This window comes from Pseudoalteromonas sp. XI10, assembly GCF_001469895.1.
Lineage (GTDB): Bacteria > Pseudomonadota > Gammaproteobacteria > Enterobacterales > Alteromonadaceae > Pseudoalteromonas.
The window spans coordinates 1-20,067 of the sequence record NZ_LOPY01000011.1 but is presented as its reverse complement, the minus strand read 5'-3'; the positions used below and the strand labels follow the sequence as shown (position 1 = coordinate 20,067).

The following is a 20,067-nucleotide window of genomic DNA, read 5'->3' as shown; positions in this document are numbered from 1 at the left end:
AACGTACAAGTAGTAAAGGTTATTTTTTAATGAAATTAAAAGCATTATCAATTCTAGTTGCAGCAAGTGCTGCAACTAGCGCATTCGCAGCAGATGAAACCAAAACTTGGGATGTAACCAGTGAATTAGGTGCTATCGTAACAAGCGGTAACACTGAAACAACCACACTTAAAGGTGGTATCAAGGTATTACATAACCTAGAAAACTGGAATAACGAGTACAAGTTAGACGGCATCTACAAAGAAGATGAGATCGAAAACGACCAAGGTGTAAAAGAAACACAGCGTACCAACGAAAAGTACTCAATCTCAGCGCAAGGTAACTATAAATTAAACGAAAAGCACTCACACTTATTCATCTACGGTTCGCACGTATCTGATTACTTTGGTGCATACCGTAACGAATCAGTTATCTCAGCGGGTTACGGTTTACGCTTAATCGACCGTTCTGACATGTGGCTAAACGCTGAAATCGGTCCGGGTTATAAGTACTTCCAATACCCTGATGACAGCACAGAAGTTGATGAAAACGGTAATTCACTTGCAGGTGAGCGTGAGGGGGAAGCTATCGCCTTAGGTAAAGTTGATTACAACTGGCAAATTTCAGACAGCGCACGTTTTACTCAGTTAGTATCAGTTGAATATGGTGATACCAACACTAAAACGCGTTCAGAATCTGCAATCCTTGCTAAGATCAACGGTTCACTACAAATGAAAGTAGCTTACAACATCACCCACAACTCAGATGTTGCTGATGATAAAGAAAACACAGATACAGAAACGTCACTAACGCTAGTTTACAGTTTTTAACTAAATAAACCGTTTTGTTGACAATTTAATGACAAAAAGGGACGAAAGTCCCTTTTTTATTTCTGTAATTTTCAGGTAGAATAGACAATCTTTTTGACTGTAGAACTATGGATATCCCTACCTGTGATGTTATTTAAAAGACTTTTCATTACTTTTTTGCTGTTAACTTCCGCATCAGTATTGGCTTTTACCCCTACAGCCGCACAAATCGAACAATTTAAAAAGCTTCCTAGAGCACAGCAAGAAGCGCTAGCAAAGCAGTATGGTGTCGACTTATCGACCATTACAGGTAAAAAGTCTTCAAGTGAATCTGCTGAGCAAGAACCTACAGTTCAACCTCGTCTAGAGCAAAATGATGAGCCATTAACTGATGAAGAACGCTTTGCTCCGAAAGTTGATGAAGTAAAGCCTTTTGGTTACGACTTATTTGCTGGCGAGCCTACATCATTTATGCCAAGCGAGAATGCAGCAGTTCCCGACACCTACTTAATTGGTCGTGGCGATACACTTAACATCAACTTTTACGGTAAAGAAAGCGAGAGCTATGAAGTTGTTGTTGACCGCGAAGGGCGTATCAGCATTCCAAATTTAAGTCCTGTTCAAGTGGCGGGTCTGACTTTTGCAGAAGTCAAAGAGTTAATCAAAGCAAAAGTTGAACAAGAAGTAATTGGTATTAAAGCATTTGTTTCAGTAGGCAAACTTCGTAGCATTCGTGTGCTAGTGCTTGGTGAAGCGTACAAACCGGGTAGTTATTCTGTTTCATCACTGACTACCGTATCGCATGCCCTATTTGTTAGTGGTGGGGTATCTGATATTGCTTCACTGCGTAATATTCAAGTAAAACGTGCGGGCAAGGTTGTTGCAAACTTTGACTTGTATGATCTTTTAATCAACGGTGATAGCAGCAACGATATTATTTTAAAGCCTGGCGATGTGGTTTTTATCCCATCAGTTGGCTCACAAGTCGCTGTTGAAGGCTTAGTAAAGCGCCCTGCTATTTTTGAGCTAAAAAAAGGTGAAACAGCAGCACAGTTATTAAAAATGGCGGGTGGTTTAAAGCCGCAAGCTTACGCTAAAAAAGCAATTGTTGAACGCTTCAATAACAATAATATGAAAGAAGTATTATCAATTGACTTTAGTAGCAATCAAATTAACTACACTCCTCGCGATGGCGATCGTATTCGTTTTAATCCAGTGAGCTTCCAATATCAAAACAGTATTAGTTTAATTGGTGCCGTTGCACGTCCGGGTCATTATCAATGGCATCAAGGTAAACACATCTCTGACGTTCTAACTTCAGTGCGTGGTGACTTGCTGCCTCAGGCTGACTTAGGATACGGATTACTTGTTCGTGAAGTTAATGTAGCAGGCGATATTCAAGTTTTTCAATTTGATATAGCACAAGCGATAGTTAAAGCTGCTGAGCATGATCTAGAACTGAAAGCTAACGATAAATTATTTGTGTTTAGCCGCTACCAAGAAAAACAAGCAGAAGAAAGTGCTCTTGCGAATATGGCGCTTACCGAAGAGCAGCAACAGCAGCAATATAAAGTCAAGCAATGGCACGAATACCAGCAAAGAGAATTTGAAAAATATATTGGGGTTACAGGTTCAGTTGATAGTCCTAAATTAGAACGCGACAATGCAAAATCAATTGAAGATATCTCTAAGGGGAGATTGGGTAGTGGTACCAAGGAATTATCGCCAGAAGATTATGCAGTATTTAGTCGTTACAGCTTATTAAAGCCAATTATTTCAAAACTTAAACAACAAGCTTCAGTTTCTGTGGCGATGCAACTTGTAGAAATTAATGGTCACGTAACCTACCCAGGTGTATATCCGCTTACAGTTAATAGTGAAGTAAACGATTTGATAGCTGCTGCAGGTGGTTTACTTGAATCTGCTTACACAGAGCAAGCTGAGATCACTCGCATAATGAATGGTGATGCGTCAAAGGTTAAACACATTAAATTTAACCTGCAAGCAGCAATGCTAGGTGGTAATGGTGAAAATATCGCATTACGAAGTAAAGATAGTATAAATATTTTTTCTATCCCTAACTGGCAAGAGAACGTGAAAGTTCAATTAAGAGGGGAAGTTAAATTCCCTGGCGTTTACACAATTCGTCGTGGCGAAACATTAAGCAATTTACTTGAACGTGCAGGTGGTTTTTCTGAATTTGCCGCGCCTAATGCTGCTATCTTCACTCGTGAAGCAATTCGCAAACAAGAGCAGCAGCAACTTGCAAAACTTTCTGAAGATTTGCGCCGTGATATTGCGTCAAAAAGTTTCGAAAACTCAGTAAGTAGCAGTACTCTGTCTTATGATGAAATGAATAAGCTGTTAAATGACCTCTCAAGTGTTGAGGCAGTAGGTCGACTAGTTATTGATTTACCTTTAATTGTCGAAGATAAACAAAAGCTCGTTTTACAAGATGGTGATGCCCTATATGTACCAAGTAAGCGTGATTCAATTAGTGTTATAGGTGAAGTTAATTATGCAACTTCGCATTTATTCAAACAAGGTATCACAGTTGACGATTACATTGACCTTAGTGGCGGCTTAAAAGAGCGTGCAGCTGATGAGCGTATTTATATCATCAAAGCAAACGGCTCTGTGAAAATTCCATCCACTGGTAGTTGGTTTGCTGTAAATGACACAAACACACTTGAAGCGGGTGATACCATTGTTGTACCTCTGAATTCAGATTACATGGATAACTTAACCTTGTGGAGTACAGCAACACAAATCGTATATCAGTTGGGTGTAGCAGTAGCCGCTATTAGCAGTATTTAATTTAATAGTTACCGAGCATTTAATTTTAGTAACTTTAAATAAATGAGATAACTTACCAATGGAAAGAAGTGTGGATTCACAGAATATTCAACAAAGTATGTATGCTGAAGATGAAGGCGTAGATCTTAAAGGCTTTTTCTTAACTATTTGGAAAGGCAAGTTAACAATTGCAATAGTAGCCGTCATTTTTACATGTTTATCTGTTGCTTTAGCGCTTAGCCTTCCAAATATTTATAAATCAGAAGCACTACTTTCTCCTGCTGATAGTGGACAAGGAGAAGGTGGTTTAGCTGCATTAGCTGGTCAATTTGGTGGTCTAGCTAGTATGGCTGGAATTGATTTAGGAGCAGGTTCTTCTGATAAGTCAGCATTAGCAATTGAAGTATTAAAATCTAGAAAATTTACAAGTGAGTTCATTGAGCGACATAATATTTTGCTAGATTTAATGGCTGCTGAAAGCTGGTCATACGAAGCCAATACTATATCCTACGATGAAGATATCTATGATGCCAAAACAAAGACTTGGGTCAGAGATGTTAACCCTCCATTTAAGCCAAAGCCATCACTACAAGAAGCTTACAAAGAGTTTAAAGAGATTGTCTACGTAAATTCTTCAAAAGACACTGGTATGATTACAATTTCTGTGGAACATATTTCGCCCTACATAGCCCAACAATGGGTAATTTGGCTCATCGAAGATATTAACAAAGAGATGAAAGAGCGAGATGTAGCCGAGGCAATTAAAAGCACTGAGTTTTTAAAGCAACAAATTGAAAATACAAAAGTTGCAGATATTAAAACTGTACTTTTTAAGCTTATTGAGGAACAAGCTAAAACAATTATGTTCGCTGAAGTTCGAGATGAGTATGTTTTCAAAACTATCGATCCAGCATTAGTTCCTGAAGAAAGAGTAAGTCCAAAAAGAGCGCTTATATGTGTTGTTGGGGCCTTATTTGGGATTTTAATTGGCATTCTGATTGTTTTAGGAAAGAACTATTTTAGAGAGCAAGAAAGTGCTTGATAACTAAGCACTATTTTGAAACTCACTCTATATCATTTTTAAAGTTAAGCCTGAAATTCAGGTATTAATATTATGGAAGTTATATGACTAAAGGTATTATTTTAGCGGGTGGTAGCGGTACTCGCCTTTACCCATTAACGAAAGTCGTAAGTAAACAACTTATGCCCGTATATGATAAGCCGATGGTTTATTATCCAATCGCTACCTTAATGAATGCTGGCATAAAAGATATTCTAGTCATAACAACGCCAGCAGAATTAGACCGCTTTAAAGAACTACTGGGTGATGGGAAAGATTGGGGCATCAATATTGAGTACAAAACTCAACCGTCGCCAGATGGTCTAGCTCAGGCTTTTTTGTTGGGTGAAGAGTTTATTGGAAATAGCAATGTCGCATTGATCTTAGGTGATAACCTTTTCTATGGCCACGACCTTGTTAAGTCACTGCAGCTAGCTGCTTCTAGGGAGTCTGGAGCAACGGTTTTTGGCTATCATGTAGCAAACCCATGTTCATATGGTGTTGTTGAGTTTGATGAGAGTGGCAAAGCGATTTCTATAGAAGAAAAGCCAGAAGCGCCAAAATCAAACTATGCTGTCCCAGGTTTATATTTCTTTGATAATAAAGTTGTTGAGTATGCAAAGAATGTTGAACCTTCACCTAGAGGTGAGCTAGAAATAACCGATGTTATCGAGCAATATTTGGAGACTAACTCTTTAAATGTTGAAATTATGGGACGCGGAACGGCCTGGTTAGACACCGGCACCCATGACAGCCTGTTACAAGCAGCGCAATTTATCGAAACCATAGAAAAAAGACAGGGATTAAAAGTAAATTGTCCTGAAGAAGTCGCTTTTCGAATGGGATATATCAATGAGCAACAGTTACAGCAATTAGCTGCTCCATTAGTCAAAAGTGGTTACGGTGAGTATTTGTTGAGCCTACTTTCAAGAAGGGTTTTCTCATGAATATAATAGATACAGCTATCCCTGATGTAAAAATTTTAGAACCTAAAGTATTTGGTGATGAGCGAGGTTTTTTCTTAGAAACGTTTCGTGAAGACTGGTTCCGAGAGCATGTTGCAGATGTAACTTTTGTGCAAGACAATCACAGTAAATCTGGCCAAGGTATTTTAAGAGGACTGCATTATCAAACGCAGCAAACGCAAGGGAAATTAGTGCGTGTGATTGCCGGAGAAGTTTATGATGTTGCTGTTGATATTCGAAAGGATAGCCCGACCTTTGGGAAGCATGTAGGTGTCTTATTAAATAGTGACAATAAAAGACAGCTTTGGGTGCCAGAAGGGTTTGCACATGGCTTTTATGTAACAACTGAATCTGCTGAATTTGTTTATAAGTGCACAAATTATTATGCACCTGAATTTGAACAAAGCATTTCTTGGGATGATCCTACTCTTGCGATTCAATGGCCTCTTGTAAATGGTATGCAGCCATTATTATCACCAAAAGATGAAGCTGGTTTAATGCTAGCAGATGCTCCTACCTTCTAATCGAGTAATTTATGAGTAAAACAATTTTTGTAACCGGCGGAGCTGGTTTTATTGGTTCAGCATTAGTTCGCTTCTTAATAAATGAAACTGAACATACAGTAGTTAACTTCGATAAGCTAACGTATGCAGGTAATTTAGAGTCATTAGCATCTGTAGAACAAAATGAAAGATATCATTTTGTAAAAGGTGATATTTGTGATCGAGAAATAGTTAGCGCTACGTTTGCCAAGTTTCAACCTGACTTTATCATGCATTTAGCCGCGGAAAGCCATGTGGATCGCTCTATTGATGGACCAGGTGAATTTATTCAGACAAATGTTGTTGGAACCTACGAGCTACTCGAGGCTGCCAGAACTTACTATGCTTCTCTAAATGATGAAAAGAAAACAGTATTCCGCTTTCACCACATTTCAACAGATGAAGTATACGGCGATTTAGGTGAAACGGGTCTTTTCACTGAAAAAACGCCTTATGAGCCTAGTTCACCTTACTCTGCGTCTAAAGCTGCATCCGATCATCTTGTTCGAGCATGGAACAGAACTTTCCAACTACCAGTAGTGCTAACAAACTGCTCAAATAATTATGGTCCATATCATTTTCCGGAAAAATTGATCCCGCTAATTATTCTTAATGCTTTAGAGGGTAAAAAGCTACCTGTATATGGCGATGGTAAGCAAGTAAGAGATTGGTTATTTGTTGAAGACCATGCAAGAGCACTTTATAAAGTTGTATCTGAGGGCAAACTAGGCGAAACATACAATATTGGTGGCTTCAATGAAAAACAAAATATTGAGGTAGTCACAACAATTTGTAACCATCTGAATGATCTTATTGCAGAAAAGCCTGCTGGCTTAGATGACTTTAAAGAGTTAATTACATTTGTACAAGACAGGCCCGGCCATGATTTAAGATATGCAATTGATGCCTCAAAAATAAACAAAGAGCTAGGTTGGCAGCCACTTGAAACATTTGAGTCAGGTATTTTAAAAACAATTAAATGGTATTTAGCAAACTCACAATGGTGTCAAAATGTCCAGTCTGGTAATTATCAACGTGAGAGGCTTGGCAGCGCATGATTTACACAGTTATTGGTGGTAAAGGCTTCATAGGTAGTGAGATTGTAAAGCAGCTTAGAGAGGCTGGTGAGCAAGTCTATGTACCAGAAAAGCTAGATGAGGGTGTTTTCACTAAAGCATTAGGCACGGTGATTTATGCTGCAGGCCATGGAGACTGCGCTAATAATCCAATGAAAGTACTCGATTCAAACGTCAGTTACCTAGTAAAAATGCTTGAAAGTAGCCAGTTTGATAGGTTTATTTATATTTCATCTACACGTGTTTACATGAATCAGCAAGCAAGTTGTGAAAGTGCTGACCTCACTGTTTGTGCTAAAGATAACAGAGCGCTATTTAACTTAACAAAGCTTACGGCTGAGAATTTAGTATTAAACCTAGTAGATAAAGCAATCATAGTTCGACCAAGTAACGTTTATGGATTAGCGGTAAACAGCCCTCTATTTTTACCTTCAATAGTTAGAGATTCGATCTCTAAAAAAGAAGTAAATATGTATATCCGCGAGGACTATCAAAAAGACTATGTTTCAGTAGTTGATGTAGCTAGTGCAATCTACAAGTTAGCCAAAGCTGACATTCAAAGTAATGAAATATTTAACATTGCTTCAGGAAGAAACACTCGTGCAGATACAATTGCAAAAGTTTTGACTGATAAAACAGGCTGTAAAGTAAATTGGTTTGAAAGTAATGTTAATGAAGCCTTTTCTGAAGTTGATATTAGCAAGCTGCAAAGTGTGATTGACTTTAGCCCGGCTACAATTGAAGACGATCTCGAATCAATGATTAACTCATTTACGGAACTTTACAACAAGCATGAAAGTTTTACTCTTTAGTCCAGATACGTTTGGCTATTACACAAAAATTATAAATGTGATGGAGTCAAAAGGTCATTCTGTAGACTGGATTAACCACATTTATGTAAAGAGTAACTTTGATCGAGTAAAGTCAAGGTTAATGCCAAGCCTCACAAGTAAGTTAACAGAAAAGTACTTTATAAATGAGATTGACTGGCAAGGCGACTATGAGTTGATTGTTGTCATTAAAGGTGAAGGCCTTTCAGAGTTTTTGCTTGATAAAATGAAGCAGACTTTTAGCAAAGCAAAGTTTGTGTACTACTCATGGGACTCACTGTCTAATGTGAAAGGTGCTAAAGGGAAGTTTAAGTATTTTGATGCAATAAAATCATTTGATAGGGTTGATTGTCAAAATATAGAACACCTTGAGTATTTACCGCTTTTCTATAGCAAAGAATATAGCCGAAAGGCAAATTCAGTCTCAGATAATAAATACTCAGCTGCTTTTGTTGGAACATTACACTCTAATCGCTTTAGCGATGTATTAGGGATGGCTTCTTTGGTTGAAAAGAACCTTAATAAACCTGCTTTCACATTTTTTTATTACCCTAGCAAACCCGTCTTTAAAGTGCTAAAAGTTATTAACAAGTCCTTTCGTAAGGTACCAATAGAAGAGGTTTCGTTCGATAAGCTGAGTGCTCAAGATGTTTCTCGTGTGATGTGTGATTCTGAGGTCATTATTGATTATGGCCACCCTGATCAAACAGGCTTAACAATGAGAACCATTGAGACCTTAGGAATAAACAAAAAGCTAATTACTAACAATAAATTAGTAATGGAAGAGCCTTTTTATAAAGCTGAAAATGTTTTTGTAATTGGCGAGCAGAACGAGCAAGAACTAGCACAATTTCTAACTTCACCATATGTTCCAGTTAGTAATGAAGTTTATGAAAGTTATTCTATAGAAAACTGGGTTGAGCGTTTAATTCAATGCTAAAAAAACTCTTTTCTAGTGCATTTTTATTAATGCTTAGTACTTTAATAGCGAAAGGCTTTATATTAATTCTTAATATTTTAATTGCTCGTTACACATCAAAAGATATTTATGGAACTTTTGTGTTTTTGCGAAGTACAATTAACTTATTTGAGACTACATTTAGCTCAGCAGTAAACCCTTTCGCTGTTAAAGAAAGCTCTAAAGAGAGCTTTAGTAGAGTATCAGTGCTTGCGTATGGTGTTTTCTATGCATTTACAGCATTAATTATCTCAACCTTATGCTTATTATTATGGTCAAGCAGTTCATTTTTAGGAAGTTTATCTTCTTTTGATTTTTTGACACTTCAAATAGTTTTGACAGTAGTAATATTGATCTCATTAACTCTGTTGAATGGCTATGCGACCTCGGTGTACATAGGGAAAGGCATCTATAAAGTCATTTTCTTCTCAACAGTAATTAGCATCGTTTTATCGGCCGCTTTTATTTTCAATACATATGAAGATATTACTGTAGAAATAGCTTTATTTTATATGCTTATTTATCAGCTTACAGATTTAGCAATCAAAGCATGTAATGTCTTGATAAATCACATGCATGTTTTAAAAAATATTAAATACGATATGCTTTTTCAGAAAACTAAAGGTGTATTTAATACGATAAAGCCAGTAATTTTAGGTTCAGCAATTAATGCTTTTGTCTTTTGGTTTGTAAGGTATATAACAGCTAACAGTGAAAATGGCTTTGTAGCACTTGCTGAATTCGATGTTTCATTTCAGATGTTTATGATTTGTTCAATCCTTTTAAATATCATCTGTAATATTGTTTTACGAAACTTAACGAAGCTCCATGAATCGGGTAGCAATGTAAAACAACTTCTTGTCTACGCTTTGCGTTATATGTTTTTATCTTGCCTTCTCTTCATTGCTATAGGTTATTTTCTTTACGATTATTTCTTACTTTTATATGGTGAGCAATATACCGCGAATCTATTTTTAGAAGTAACTTTAATCTGTTTATTCTATTCTATTGCTTTAGCATTCAACCGAGTAATGGTAGTTATGAATAAAACATATCAACTTTTTTACGTTGCTTTGACTTCTGCGGTAGTAATGGGCATATATATTTTGGCTGTAACTGCAAGTGCAGAGAGCTTAGCTATTTCGTTTAGTGTTTATTATCTAACTTCTTGTGTTGTTTATTTATATATATTTTCGCAAATAGGCTTATCTAATGATTAATCGTATTATGAAACTTTACCAAGACAGTGGCTTACTACTTTTCTGTGTACGAATTCCTTTGCGTTTTCTAAAAGTCTTTTTCGATATTTTAAATACTCTATTTTATAAGGCAGTATGTAAAAAAGTAGGTAAGAATGTTCGTATCGAGTTTGGTGCTAGAATTGAGTCACCCAAACTTGTAACCATAGGCAATGGGGTTTTCATTGGAAAAGGAACATTGCTTGTATCAGAGAACAACACCGGTGAATGCATTATCGAAGATAAAGTACATATATGCCGAAATTGCCATTTAGATCACACTGGTGGATTAATGATTGGAAATAACACCTTGTTATCAGAAGGAGTTGTTATTTACAGCCACAGCCACGGCTACGATCCTAAAAGCAAGCCTGTTGGTATAGAAAAGGAAATTGCAGCAAATTGCTGGTTAGGTACACGTGCAATTTTATTAGAAACCGCTGAAAGTATTGCTGAAAAAACGATTGTTGCGAGTGCTGCGGTTGTATCTAAGTCAATTACAGAAAAGCAATGTATCTTTGGTGGTGTACCTGCAAAAAGAATAAAACAATACAATGATTGATGCATTTATAACCTTTTATTTTATTGTCCTATTGCTGTTACTTCTTTATTTGAAAAAGGGGAAGAAAGACTTTTTCCATGTAATTCCCTTTTTCATTTTGTTTTCTATGGCCGAAGTGCCATATCTATATTTTATAGCCCATAATCCGCAAGAGCTTCATCCAAAAGTTATCTACCACTTAGATGACTTTAGTTTTGCCTTTTTTCAGCATGTTATGTACAAGCTAATATTTGCAATTGTTTGTATTTTTACCATGGCTTTTTTTGAACCTAAGGGCAAACTTTTTGGCGTATCAAGTATTGGTGTAGGCATGAAAGTAGTAAAATTTAAATATGCGAGCTACTTCTTTATTGCCCTTACTATACTAATGTTTGCTTTGTTCCTTCATAAAGTAGGCGGTTTCTTCTTTCTGATAAGTAATATGGATAATAAAACCTTGGTAGTTCAAGGTACTGCAATGTATAGGAACATCTTTTTTATATCTGCGATGCTCTCTATAGGCTACTACATAACTTACTTGTCACTGAAAAAAATTAAGCTTAAAAATTACCTTTTTCTATTTTTTATATCAGTGTTTTTCTTTGCCATGTTGGCATCTTACGGTGAAAGAAAAAATCCACTACTACTTTTAGTTTTCTTAGTTCTAATGTGGAACTATAAAATTAAAAATGTAAATGTATTTTCTGTTAAAAACTTACTCTTATTATTCTTTTTAGTTTTCTTTGCTTCTCTTGCACCTATTTTAAGGGTTGATGGAGCATTAGATTACTATATGTCAGATCCAGGCTCTTTAATACCTGACGCCTTGCCATATATGGGCGAGTTATTTAAGCGATTCAGTGATATTGATATTTCGCTATTTATCTTTCCATATTTTGACTCTATAAATAAGCTTTGGTTCGGTAGTACATTTATGGACTTCTTTACAGGGTTTATTCCAAGCTCATTTTATGAGGCTAAACCACCACTAGATGAAGGTGTTTATATCTATAATTTCGCACAGGGAAATAATGTTGCAATTAATTCACCATTTAAGTACATGATCCCTGTAGGTTGGCCTCTAAGTCGTGTAACTGCAGGTTATGTACACTTTGGTCCTGTTGGAGTTATTTTGTATGCAATTTTGACAGGTATGATTTTAAAATACTTCTATCAGGTAATGATCAGTTCAAAGTTTGCTCCTTTGTGGGTTTCTTTTTATGCCTTCATGATGTTGACAGGGTTTGGTATTTCAAACGCTTTTATTTTTAATACATTAACCATATTCGTTTTATTAATGTTATTCACTTTGTTTATTTACTTATTTGAGGGCAAGAAAAATGTATCTCGTTAACTTTTCAAATCAGATTGCTGCAGGCCCCAAAAATATTGCTAATAATTTTATCCGTAATGCATTACAAAGCGGCGAGAAGTTCGTGTTTATTGTGCCAAACTTGCCTGAGTTTCTAACATACTCAGAGACAGAAAATTGCAAATTTGTAGTTGTTGACGTAGTACCTGGCAGTATTAAGGCCTTATTGAATGTGTTTAAAGTCAACTTTTCACTGATGAATTCATTAGTAAAACAATATAAGCCTAAAGCAATTCTTGCTTTCGGAAATTTTTTATTTGGTATTAAAAGTAATCAGAAAAAAGTAGTCTTACTTCATCATCCATACATCGTTGATGATCGTTTGTATGGTAATTTGGGTGGAGTTGCAAAAATTGCAGAGAAAATTAAGCGTTACCTTTTTGGTAAAACAGTTAAAGCTGTAGACACAGTTGTTGTTCAAAGTAGCTACATGCAAAAATTGCTCAATGAAAAAGTGACAATTGATTCTGAAATTATTTTTAACCCAATTAGCGATAACTTCAAAAGAGAGAGCGTTGCAAATTTTCAAGCTAAGCAAGAGTTACCTAAAGTAAAAGAGCTACTTTATGTTAGTCGCTTTTATGCACATAAAAATCATGCATTTTTATTGAAGCTTGCTACTGAAATAAAAGAAAAGGAATTACCTGTTGTTATTAATATTACGGTTGATGAATCAATAGCTGAAGCTGCAGAATTTATAGCTGCTATAAAAGAACAACAACTACCGATCAATAACCTAGGGGAGTTACCTCAGGCAGATCTTAAACAATATTATCAAGACTTTGCATTTGCGGCTATTTTTCCTTCAAAATCTGAAACATTCGGTAATCCTTTAATAGAGGCTATGTTTTACGATCTTCCAGTTATTGCCCCAGACCTTGATTATGCTCATTCAGTTTTAGATCAAGCGGGTGTGATTTACAAAGAAGATGATGTGCATGATTGCGTAAATCAAATAAGTAAGTTATTTGATCTTGAAACGTATAACGATACGCGGCTAGCCTCACACACGAGAGCGCAGTTATTTCCTGATTCAGAGTCATGGTTTGAAACTTACATGGCGCTTTTGAGGTAGTGCATAAATGAAGTATGTTTATAAAAGCAATAACCTAGACTTTTTAAGATTGGTACTTGCCACGGCAGTCGTGTTTTTACACTTAGCTTTTTTAGCTAAAACCCCCCTGACTGAGTCAGTTAGTGAATCACTACATTGGTTATCTGGTAGTGCTGTGTCTACATTCTTCATTGTTAGTGGCTTTTTGATATATATGAGTTACGACAGAAGAAAAACGCTCATTAATTATTTTTGGGGGCGTTTTCTTCGCCTTTACCCTGCATATATTTTGTTAATTTTGTTTTCTAGCTGTTTATATTTTCTGGTCGGGGACGGGAGTTCGGTTGGGAACTATGCATCTGAAATTAAGTACTTTATAGCTAATGCGGTTTTTCTGAATTTCTTAGCACCTACTATTGATGGTGTATTTTCAACGAACCCAGAGCCCTTCATTAATGGTTCATTATGGACTCTAAAAATAGAAGTTATGTTTTATTGCATGGTTCCTATTATTTACATGCTATTAGAGCGTAAATATAGTTACTTATATATGTTAGTAATCTACGTATTATCATTCATTTATAAAGATTTTATCTTATTGCATAAAGATACTATTCCAATGGCTGAAACACTGGCATCACAGCTGCCAGGGCAAATGATGTATTTTGTTTCAGGTATATTTTGCTTTAAATACTTTGATATATTGAAAAGACAATTTTCAGCCTTGTTAATTGCATCAGTTATTTTGATGTGGCTCAATTTCTATTACTTACAGCCATTTGTAATTGCTGTTTTCATTACATTGGTATTTATTTCATTGCCTAATGTACTTTCATTTAAAAAGTTAGGCGATATTTCATACGGTGTATATATCTTTCATTTCCCGATCATTCAGTTATTTATAGCAAATGGTTTTGAGTTTAATACGGTTTCATCTTACTTAGTGCTATTTACGACGATCTTTGTTGTTTCTACAGTTTCGTGGAAACTAGTTGAAGCACCGAGTTTAAGACTTAAGAATAGATTCTTTTAGGAGTTAATATGGGAGTCTTAATTACAGGTGGAAATGGCTTTATTGGTAAAAAGCTTGTTGATTTTTTAGCAAAAGATTTCTCTATCTCAATAACACAAAGAGAGAGCGAAATTACTACTCAAGCCGCAGTCAAATCTGTAGTAACTGGTGACTTATCTGAATTTTCACAGTGGGATAGTGCGCTAAAAGGATGCACTCAAGTTATTCATTTGGCATCGTTTGCTCATAAACATGCAGCGGCTATTCAAGAGCTTGAGCAAACCAATATTAGTGCTCTAAAAGATTTATTAGTAGCGTGTAAAAACAATAATATAAAAAAGTTTATTTACTTTAGTACGGCATATGTGCACGGTAAATTCGCTAATTTAGATGTTAATGAAAACTCTTCGTTAATTGAAGGGGAGCCACAGCTTCAAACAAGAATCACCGCAGAAAACTTAGTAAAAACTTTTTGTTCCGATTCAGGCATTAATTACATTATAATTCGCCCTACACTTGTTTTGAGTCATGATGCACCTGGGAACATAAGAACTTTAGCTAAACTAGTCTCTAAAGTTCATGCATTTCCTTTCAAAGCAATTAGCAATCAGCGTTCGTACTTATCAGTAGATAAATTACTTCGTTTCACCAAACTTTGCTTAATGACCGACAAAGCAAATGGTGAGACTTACCTATTAGCTGATGAAAAAGCTTTATCACTTCAGCAAGTACTCAATTATCTTGCAGGTAGTCAAAAAGTAAATATTAGGCACTTTTACTTTCCTGAGATATTGCTGCGTTTAGGGTTAAGAGTTCTTGGGCAAAAAGAACGTGAAAATGTCCTGCTTGATAACTTTGTGGTCGACTCTTCGAAAGCAGACAAACTTTTAACAGAAATAAATATGGGTAGACGTTAATGTTACGTATTTTAGATTTTTTCATTGCTTTGTTCGGATTGGTATTTGCTTTTCCTTTTTTGATTATACTTTTCATTATTGGTTTATTTGATACAGGCTCTCCAGTCTTTAGACAAGAGCGGGTTGGACGTAATCAAAAGCCATTCATCTTGGTAAAATTCAGAACAATGAAGGTTGATACTGCATCAGTGGCAAGTCATCTAGCAAACTCTGCTTCAATAACTCCATTTGGGTCGTTCTTACGTAAGACGAAATTAGATGAAATTCCGCAATTATGGAATGTGCTAAAAGGAGAAATGAGCTTAGTAGGTCCAAGACCTGGGCTATTTAACCAAGAAGAGCTAACCTTAGAAAGAAGTAAATTAAACGTATTTGATGTGCGACCAGGAATTACAGGTTTAGCACAAGTAAACGAAATAGACATGTCAACGCCAGCTAAGTTAGCTGAGGTAGATAAGCAAATGATTGATACATTAAATATAAAACTGTATTTCAAACTAATACTTATGACAGTAACAGGCAGTGGTAGTGGTGATAGAGTAAAGTAAATGACTTGGTAACAAATTTACACTCATTATTACAAACTAATAAAGAGTTCGCAGCCGTTTAAGGTTAAATTATTTCATTGTTATGAATGTTGTTGCTGTAGTAAAATCGGCACAGATGTGAACACTTAGCTCAGGAAGGGCCCTCGATTGTTACTTAATTACCTTGTGAAATTACCAAGAAGCCAAAAACGTATTTTGTCTGTGGCTATTGATACAGTATTTATATTTACAGCTTTTTGGCTGGCCTTTATCTTGCGTTTAGATAACTTTGATGAATTCCACGAAGTAAAAAATTGGTGGTTGGTTTTTGCCATAACTCCATTAAGCCTTCTTAGTTTCATAAAGTTAGGCCTTTACCGTGCTGTGCTTAGGTACATAAACTCACAAGCTCTATGGGCAATTCTTGCTGGTGTAATTTTATCAACAATTTACTTTGTTGCTAGCTCATTCTTTTTAGGCGTTCAGGTACCAAGAACTGTTCCTGTTATTTACGCGTGTATCTCTTTATTGTTTATTGGTGGCAGTCGGTTAACTGTCCGTGCAATTGTCGGTAAACTGATAATGCGCAGAAAAGAGAATGTAATTATTTATGGCGCTGGCTCTGCAGGTCGTCAATTATCCACAGCTCTAGCCAATGGGCCGGAGTATGCCCCAGTTGCATTTATTGATGATGATCTTAAAAAGCAAAATACCTTTATCCAAGGTATTAATGTTTTTCATCCTGATGACATTCCCTCAGTGGCAAATAGTAAATCTGCAAGTAAAATTTTATTAGCTCTTCCAAGTGCAGGGGGAAGTCGTAGAAAAGAAATTCTAAATAAAATAGAGTCTTTTAAATTACAGGTTATGACAATCCCAGGTATGGCCGATGTTGTTGCTGGTAATACAAGCTTAGAGCAAGTCAAAGAGGTTGGTGTTGAAGATCTTTTAGGACGTGACCCAGTAGAGCCAAACTCCGAATTAATGTCTGCTAATATTCAAGATAAGGTTGTTTTGGTTTCAGGTGCAGGTGGCTCTATTGGCTCGGAGCTTTGTCGACAAATTGTTAAAAACTCACCGGCGAAGCTAGTCTTATTTGAACTTTCTGAATATGGTTTATATGCAATTGAAAAAGAACTAAAAGACTACGTTTTTCAAAACTCCCTAAATATCGAAATAGTGCCAATTCTTGGTTCTATTCAAAACTTTAAACTCATCTCAATGACACTTTCGTCATTTAAAGTGCAAACTATCTATCATGCTGCGGCCTACAAGCATGTTCCTTTGGTTGAGCACAATGTTATAGAAGGTGTTAAAAATAACATCTTTGGTACCAGTAACATTGCCCGTGCTGCGATTGAGAACAAGGTTGAGACCTTTGTACTAATTTCAACCGATAAAGCGGTTCGTCCTACGAATGTTATGGGGACAACTAAGCGCATGGCTGAGTTAGTGCTACAAGCATTATCTGATACGCAAAAAACTACGCGCTTTACTATGGTGCGTTTTGGTAATGTACTTGGGTCATCAGGCTCTGTTGTTCCGCTATTTAGGCAACAAATAAAACAAGGCGGCCCAATCACTTTAACCCATAAAGATATCACTCGTTATTTTATGACTATTCCTGAAGCCGCACAGCTTGTAATACAAGCAGGTGCAATGGGTAAAGGTGGCGATGTTTTCGTTCTAGATATGGGCGAGCCAGTTAAGATAATGGATTTAGCGACCAAGATGGTCCACCTCTCTGGTTTAGAAGTGAAGTCAAATAAACACCCAGAAGGTGATATTGAAATTCAATGTACTGGCCTACGACCTGGCGAAAAGCTTTATGAAGAGCTATTAATTGGTGATAACGTTGTTGGTACAGATCACCAAAGAATCATGAGTGCACACGAAGTTAAGATGCCATGGGATGAGCTTGAACAAGTTTTACTTGAGCTTAAATCGTCATGTGATTTAAACGATCACCACTCTATTCGTAAGTTGTTGTTAGAAGCACCAACAGCCTTCAATCCCACAGATGGTATTTGTGACCTCCATTGGCTCGAGAGTGTTAAAAATAACGAAAATGTAACTGTATTGAAGAATGCAAAGTAAAAAATAAAGCAGTTTAATTAGGTATATATGAATATTACAATCGCGGGTACGGGTTATGTTGGTTTATCTAATGCCATGTTGTTGGCCCAACACAACAATGTAGTAGCTCTAGATATTGTTGAAGAAAAAGTAGCGCAACTAAATGCCGGGAAGTCGCCAATATCAGATACAGAAATTGAGGATTTTCTTGCTAATAAGCAACTGAGTTTTACTGCCACTACAGATAAGCAATTAGCTTATCAAAATGCAGATTTCATCATCATCGCTACGCCTACCGATTATGACCCAGAAACCAACTACTTTAATACCAAGTCAGTTGAAGCTGTTATTGCTGATGTACAAGCAATAAACCCTGCAGCAGTAATGGTTATTAAGTCAACTGTACCTGTTGGCTTTACCGAAAGCATTAAGCAAAAGTTTAATACAGAAAACATTATTTTCTCTCCAGAGTTTTTAAGAGAGGGTAAAGCGCTGTACGACAACTTACACCCATCGCGTATTATTGTGGGTGAGCGTTCTGAGCGTGCCGAAGTATTTGCAAATTTATTAGCACAAGGGGCTATTAAAGAAGGGATTGAAGTTTTATTCACAGATTCAACCGAAGCTGAAGCAATCAAGTTGTTCTCAAATACTTACCTTGCTATGCGCGTAGCCTACTTTAACGAGCTTGATAGCTACGCAGAAAGTCATGGTTTAAATTCTAAACAAATTATTGAAGGGGTAAGTTTAGACCCTCGTATAGGTGGTCATTACAACAACCCTTCTTTTGGTTATGGTGGCTATTGCTTACCTAAAGATACCAAGCAATTATTGGCTAACTATCAAAACGTACCAAACAACATGATCCGTGCCATTGTAGACGCAAACTCTACTCGTAAAGACTTTATTGCAGAGTCGATCCTCGCCAGAAAGCCAAAGGTAGTGGGTATTCATCGTTTAATCATGAAGGCTGGTTCTGATAACTTTAGAGCATCCGCAATTCAAGGCATCATGAAACGGATCAAAGCCAAAGGTATTGAAGTGATTGTTTATGAACCTGAATTACATGAAGCAACTTTTTTTAACTCTAAAGTGACCCATGACCTAGCTGAATTAAAGTCTTCTGCAGATGTAATTATTGCCAACAGAATGGTAACTGAGCTCGATGATGTTGCAGAAAAAGTGTACACCAGAGACCTGTTTGGTAGTGATTAGTTCTCACTTGGGGTAATAACAATTTTGTAATAGACACGCCTAAATTCTCTGCGTATAATCGCTGGCTCATAAAAACCAATCCTTTTGGATTGGTTTTAAGGAAAATGAGTATTTTAGGTGTGACTATGGAAAGTTGGTACTTACTTTTTTGTAAATCAAAACAAGAGCTAAGAGCTCAAACTAACCTTCAAAACCAAGGTTTTGAAGTATTCTTTCCCGAACATAAAATCGAGCGAATCGTAAAGGGTCGCCGATCAATTCGTACATCTCCTCTTTTCCCTAGTTATTTATTTATAAAGCTAGACTCGCAAAACTGTAACTTTTCTGCGGTAAAAAATACCCGTGGAGTAAGTGGTTTTGTTGCTTATGGTCATAAATTTCAAATCGTACCTGAGCAGTTAATTGCTCAACTCAAATCTATGAGTGATATGAGTGAGGTAACATCTTCGCTACCAAAAGCCGGTGATGTTGTTTACCTAAACACAGAGTCATTTAAAAATGTTCAAGCTATTTACCAAGAGTCAGATGGTGACATGCGTAGCATTTTGTTGGTTAATTTATTGAACAAACAAGTCACCGTAAGTGTAGATAATAAAGAAATCAGTTTATAAGTCGCGATTCAAAACGACATTAACGTAGAAGCGGCCTTAGCCGTGAACATGTTCAAAATGTTCGGCGTTAAAACGCCTCCTACGGAACGGATAATTTATAAGTCGTGATTCCGCGCGACATTAACGTAGGAACGGCTTTAGCCGTGAACATGTTCAAAATGTTCGGCGTTAAAACACCTCCTACGGTGTAGGCATTAAGCTTTAACACGTAAAAAACAAAAAATAATAAAATCAGTACGTAGGAACTGCAACCTAGGGGCGGAAGCGTGCCCGGAGGGCTAGACAAGCAAAGAGTTTTGCTTTCAAGATTTTGCGAGAAGCGAGAAGCGAGAAGCGAGAAGCGAGAAGCGAGAAGCGAGAAGCCCGTAGGAACGGCTTTAGCCGTGAATGAGGAAAAATGTTCGGCGTTAAAACGCCTCCTACGAAGTAGGCTTTTGTATTAATAACGCGATACCGCTTGCAAACACACACAAGCAACGATTTACAATC

The 20,067-nt window shown here is 36.6% G+C and carries 18 protein-coding genes; all 18 read left to right on the top strand.

Features of this window, described 5'->3' with window-relative positions; genetic code table 11:
• Positions 1-29 precede the first annotated feature (29 nt).
• Positions 30-809: a YdiY family protein gene (locus AUR67_RS02005; RefSeq protein ID WP_058583923.1), complete on the top strand. Its 780-nt coding sequence runs from the start codon at positions 30-32 to the stop codon at positions 807-809.
• 126 nt (positions 810-935) lie between these two features.
• On the top strand, positions 936-3,605 hold the full coding sequence (locus AUR67_RS02000) for an SLBB domain-containing protein (protein ID WP_152996464.1): 2,670 nt from the start codon (positions 936-938) through the stop codon (positions 3,603-3,605).
• A 58-nt stretch (positions 3,606-3,663) separates the two neighbouring features.
• Positions 3,664-4,626: a Wzz/FepE/Etk N-terminal domain-containing protein gene (locus AUR67_RS01995; protein WP_058583921.1), complete on the top strand. Its 963-nt coding sequence runs from the start codon at positions 3,664-3,666 to the stop codon at positions 4,624-4,626.
• A gap of 83 nt (positions 4,627-4,709) precedes the next feature.
• Positions 4,710-5,591 (top strand): glucose-1-phosphate thymidylyltransferase RfbA, encoded by an 882-nt coding sequence (rfbA, locus tag AUR67_RS01990; protein ID WP_058583920.1) that lies wholly within the window; start codon positions 4,710-4,712, stop codon positions 5,589-5,591.
• The gene (gene rfbC / locus AUR67_RS01985; RefSeq protein WP_058583919.1) at positions 5,588-6,133 is read left to right on the top strand and encodes a dTDP-4-dehydrorhamnose 3,5-epimerase; all 546 of its coding nucleotides are present in this window, start codon (positions 5,588-5,590) and stop codon (positions 6,131-6,133) included. The genes rfbA and rfbC overlap by 4 nt, the downstream gene beginning before the upstream one ends.
• An 11-nt stretch (positions 6,134-6,144) precedes the next feature.
• On the top strand, positions 6,145-7,209 hold the full coding sequence (gene rfbB / locus AUR67_RS01980) for a dTDP-glucose 4,6-dehydratase (RefSeq protein WP_058583918.1): 1,065 nt from the start codon (positions 6,145-6,147) through the stop codon (positions 7,207-7,209).
• The gene (locus tag AUR67_RS01975; RefSeq protein ID WP_058583917.1) at positions 7,206-8,039 is read left to right on the top strand and encodes an NAD-dependent epimerase/dehydratase family protein; all 834 of its coding nucleotides are present in this window, start codon (positions 7,206-7,208) and stop codon (positions 8,037-8,039) included. The genes rfbB and AUR67_RS01975 overlap by 4 nt, the downstream gene beginning before the upstream one ends.
• Positions 8,020-8,997 (top strand): hypothetical protein, encoded by a 978-nt coding sequence (locus AUR67_RS01970; RefSeq protein ID WP_058583916.1) that lies wholly within the window; start codon positions 8,020-8,022, stop codon positions 8,995-8,997. The genes AUR67_RS01975 and AUR67_RS01970 overlap by 20 nt, the downstream gene beginning before the upstream one ends.
• Entirely contained in the window at positions 8,991-10,235 is a 1,245-nt protein-coding gene (locus AUR67_RS01965; protein WP_058583915.1) for a hypothetical protein, read from the top strand. Before AUR67_RS01970 ends, AUR67_RS01965 begins: the two co-directional genes overlap by 7 nt.
• Positions 10,228-10,815: an acyltransferase gene (locus AUR67_RS01960; RefSeq protein WP_058583914.1), complete on the top strand. Its 588-nt coding sequence runs from the start codon at positions 10,228-10,230 to the stop codon at positions 10,813-10,815. Before AUR67_RS01965 ends, AUR67_RS01960 begins: the two co-directional genes overlap by 8 nt.
• Positions 10,808-12,148 (top strand): hypothetical protein, encoded by a 1,341-nt coding sequence (locus tag AUR67_RS01955; protein WP_058583913.1) that lies wholly within the window; start codon positions 10,808-10,810, stop codon positions 12,146-12,148. The genes AUR67_RS01960 and AUR67_RS01955 overlap by 8 nt, the downstream gene beginning before the upstream one ends.
• Positions 12,135-13,241, top strand: coding sequence for a glycosyltransferase (locus AUR67_RS01950; protein WP_058583912.1), 1,107 nt, complete (start codon positions 12,135-12,137; stop codon positions 13,239-13,241). The genes AUR67_RS01955 and AUR67_RS01950 overlap by 14 nt, the downstream gene beginning before the upstream one ends.
• 7 nt (positions 13,242-13,248) lie before the next feature.
• Entirely contained in the window at positions 13,249-14,253 is a 1,005-nt protein-coding gene (locus tag AUR67_RS01945) for an acyltransferase family protein (protein ID WP_058583911.1), read from the top strand.
• Positions 14,254-14,261: 8 nt separating this feature from the next.
• Positions 14,262-15,149 carry an NAD-dependent epimerase/dehydratase family protein gene (locus AUR67_RS01940; protein WP_058583910.1) on the top strand — a complete coding sequence of 296 codons (888 nt, stop codon included), beginning with the start codon at positions 14,262-14,264 and terminating at the stop codon, positions 15,147-15,149.
• On the top strand, positions 15,149-15,697 hold the full coding sequence (locus AUR67_RS01935) for a sugar transferase (RefSeq protein WP_058583909.1): 549 nt from the start codon (positions 15,149-15,151) through the stop codon (positions 15,695-15,697). The genes AUR67_RS01940 and AUR67_RS01935 overlap by 1 nt, the downstream gene beginning before the upstream one ends.
• Before the next feature lie 147 nt (positions 15,698-15,844).
• The gene (locus tag AUR67_RS01930; protein ID WP_058583908.1) at positions 15,845-17,773 is read left to right on the top strand and encodes a polysaccharide biosynthesis protein; all 1,929 of its coding nucleotides are present in this window, start codon (positions 15,845-15,847) and stop codon (positions 17,771-17,773) included.
• Positions 17,774-17,800: 27 nt separating this feature from the next.
• A complete protein-coding gene (locus AUR67_RS01925; protein ID WP_058583907.1) occupies positions 17,801-18,967 on the top strand; it encodes a nucleotide sugar dehydrogenase in 1,167 nt (388 codons plus the stop codon).
• 125 nt (positions 18,968-19,092) lie between these two features.
• Positions 19,093-19,578 carry a transcription/translation regulatory transformer protein RfaH gene (rfaH, locus tag AUR67_RS01920; protein WP_058583906.1) on the top strand — a complete coding sequence of 162 codons (486 nt, stop codon included), beginning with the start codon at positions 19,093-19,095 and terminating at the stop codon, positions 19,576-19,578.
• Positions 19,579-20,067: the final 489 nt, after the last annotated feature.

What these genes read in the sequence shown, in the direction of transcription:
- AUR67_RS02005 (WP_058583923.1), top strand. Translation starts at nt 30, where the DNA reads ATGAAATTAAAAGCATTATCAATTCTAGTTGCAGCAAGTGCTGCAACT.
- AUR67_RS02000 (WP_152996464.1), top strand. Translation starts at nt 936, where the DNA reads ATGTTATTTAAAAGACTTTTCATTACTTTTTTGCTGTTAACTTCCGCA.
- AUR67_RS01995 (WP_058583921.1), top strand. Translation starts at nt 3,664, where the DNA reads ATGGAAAGAAGTGTGGATTCACAGAATATTCAACAAAGTATGTATGCT.
- rfbA (WP_058583920.1), top strand. Translation starts at nt 4,710, where the DNA reads ATGACTAAAGGTATTATTTTAGCGGGTGGTAGCGGTACTCGCCTTTAC.
- rfbC (WP_058583919.1), top strand. Translation starts at nt 5,588, where the DNA reads ATGAATATAATAGATACAGCTATCCCTGATGTAAAAATTTTAGAACCT.
- rfbB (WP_058583918.1), top strand. Translation starts at nt 6,145, where the DNA reads ATGAGTAAAACAATTTTTGTAACCGGCGGAGCTGGTTTTATTGGTTCA.
- AUR67_RS01975 (WP_058583917.1), top strand. Translation starts at nt 7,206, where the DNA reads ATGATTTACACAGTTATTGGTGGTAAAGGCTTCATAGGTAGTGAGATT.
- AUR67_RS01970 (WP_058583916.1), top strand. Translation starts at nt 8,020, where the DNA reads ATGAAAGTTTTACTCTTTAGTCCAGATACGTTTGGCTATTACACAAAA.
- AUR67_RS01965 (WP_058583915.1), top strand. Translation starts at nt 8,991, where the DNA reads ATGCTAAAAAAACTCTTTTCTAGTGCATTTTTATTAATGCTTAGTACT.
- AUR67_RS01960 (WP_058583914.1), top strand. Translation starts at nt 10,228, where the DNA reads ATGATTAATCGTATTATGAAACTTTACCAAGACAGTGGCTTACTACTT.
- AUR67_RS01955 (WP_058583913.1), top strand. Translation starts at nt 10,808, where the DNA reads ATGATTGATGCATTTATAACCTTTTATTTTATTGTCCTATTGCTGTTA.
- AUR67_RS01950 (WP_058583912.1), top strand. Translation starts at nt 12,135, where the DNA reads ATGTATCTCGTTAACTTTTCAAATCAGATTGCTGCAGGCCCCAAAAAT.
- AUR67_RS01945 (WP_058583911.1), top strand. Translation starts at nt 13,249, where the DNA reads ATGAAGTATGTTTATAAAAGCAATAACCTAGACTTTTTAAGATTGGTA.
- AUR67_RS01940 (WP_058583910.1), top strand. Translation starts at nt 14,262, where the DNA reads ATGGGAGTCTTAATTACAGGTGGAAATGGCTTTATTGGTAAAAAGCTT.
- AUR67_RS01935 (WP_058583909.1), top strand. Translation starts at nt 15,149, where the DNA reads ATGTTACGTATTTTAGATTTTTTCATTGCTTTGTTCGGATTGGTATTT.
- AUR67_RS01925 (WP_058583907.1), top strand. Translation starts at nt 17,801, where the DNA reads ATGAATATTACAATCGCGGGTACGGGTTATGTTGGTTTATCTAATGCC.
- rfaH (WP_058583906.1), top strand. Translation starts at nt 19,093, where the DNA reads ATGGAAAGTTGGTACTTACTTTTTTGTAAATCAAAACAAGAGCTAAGA.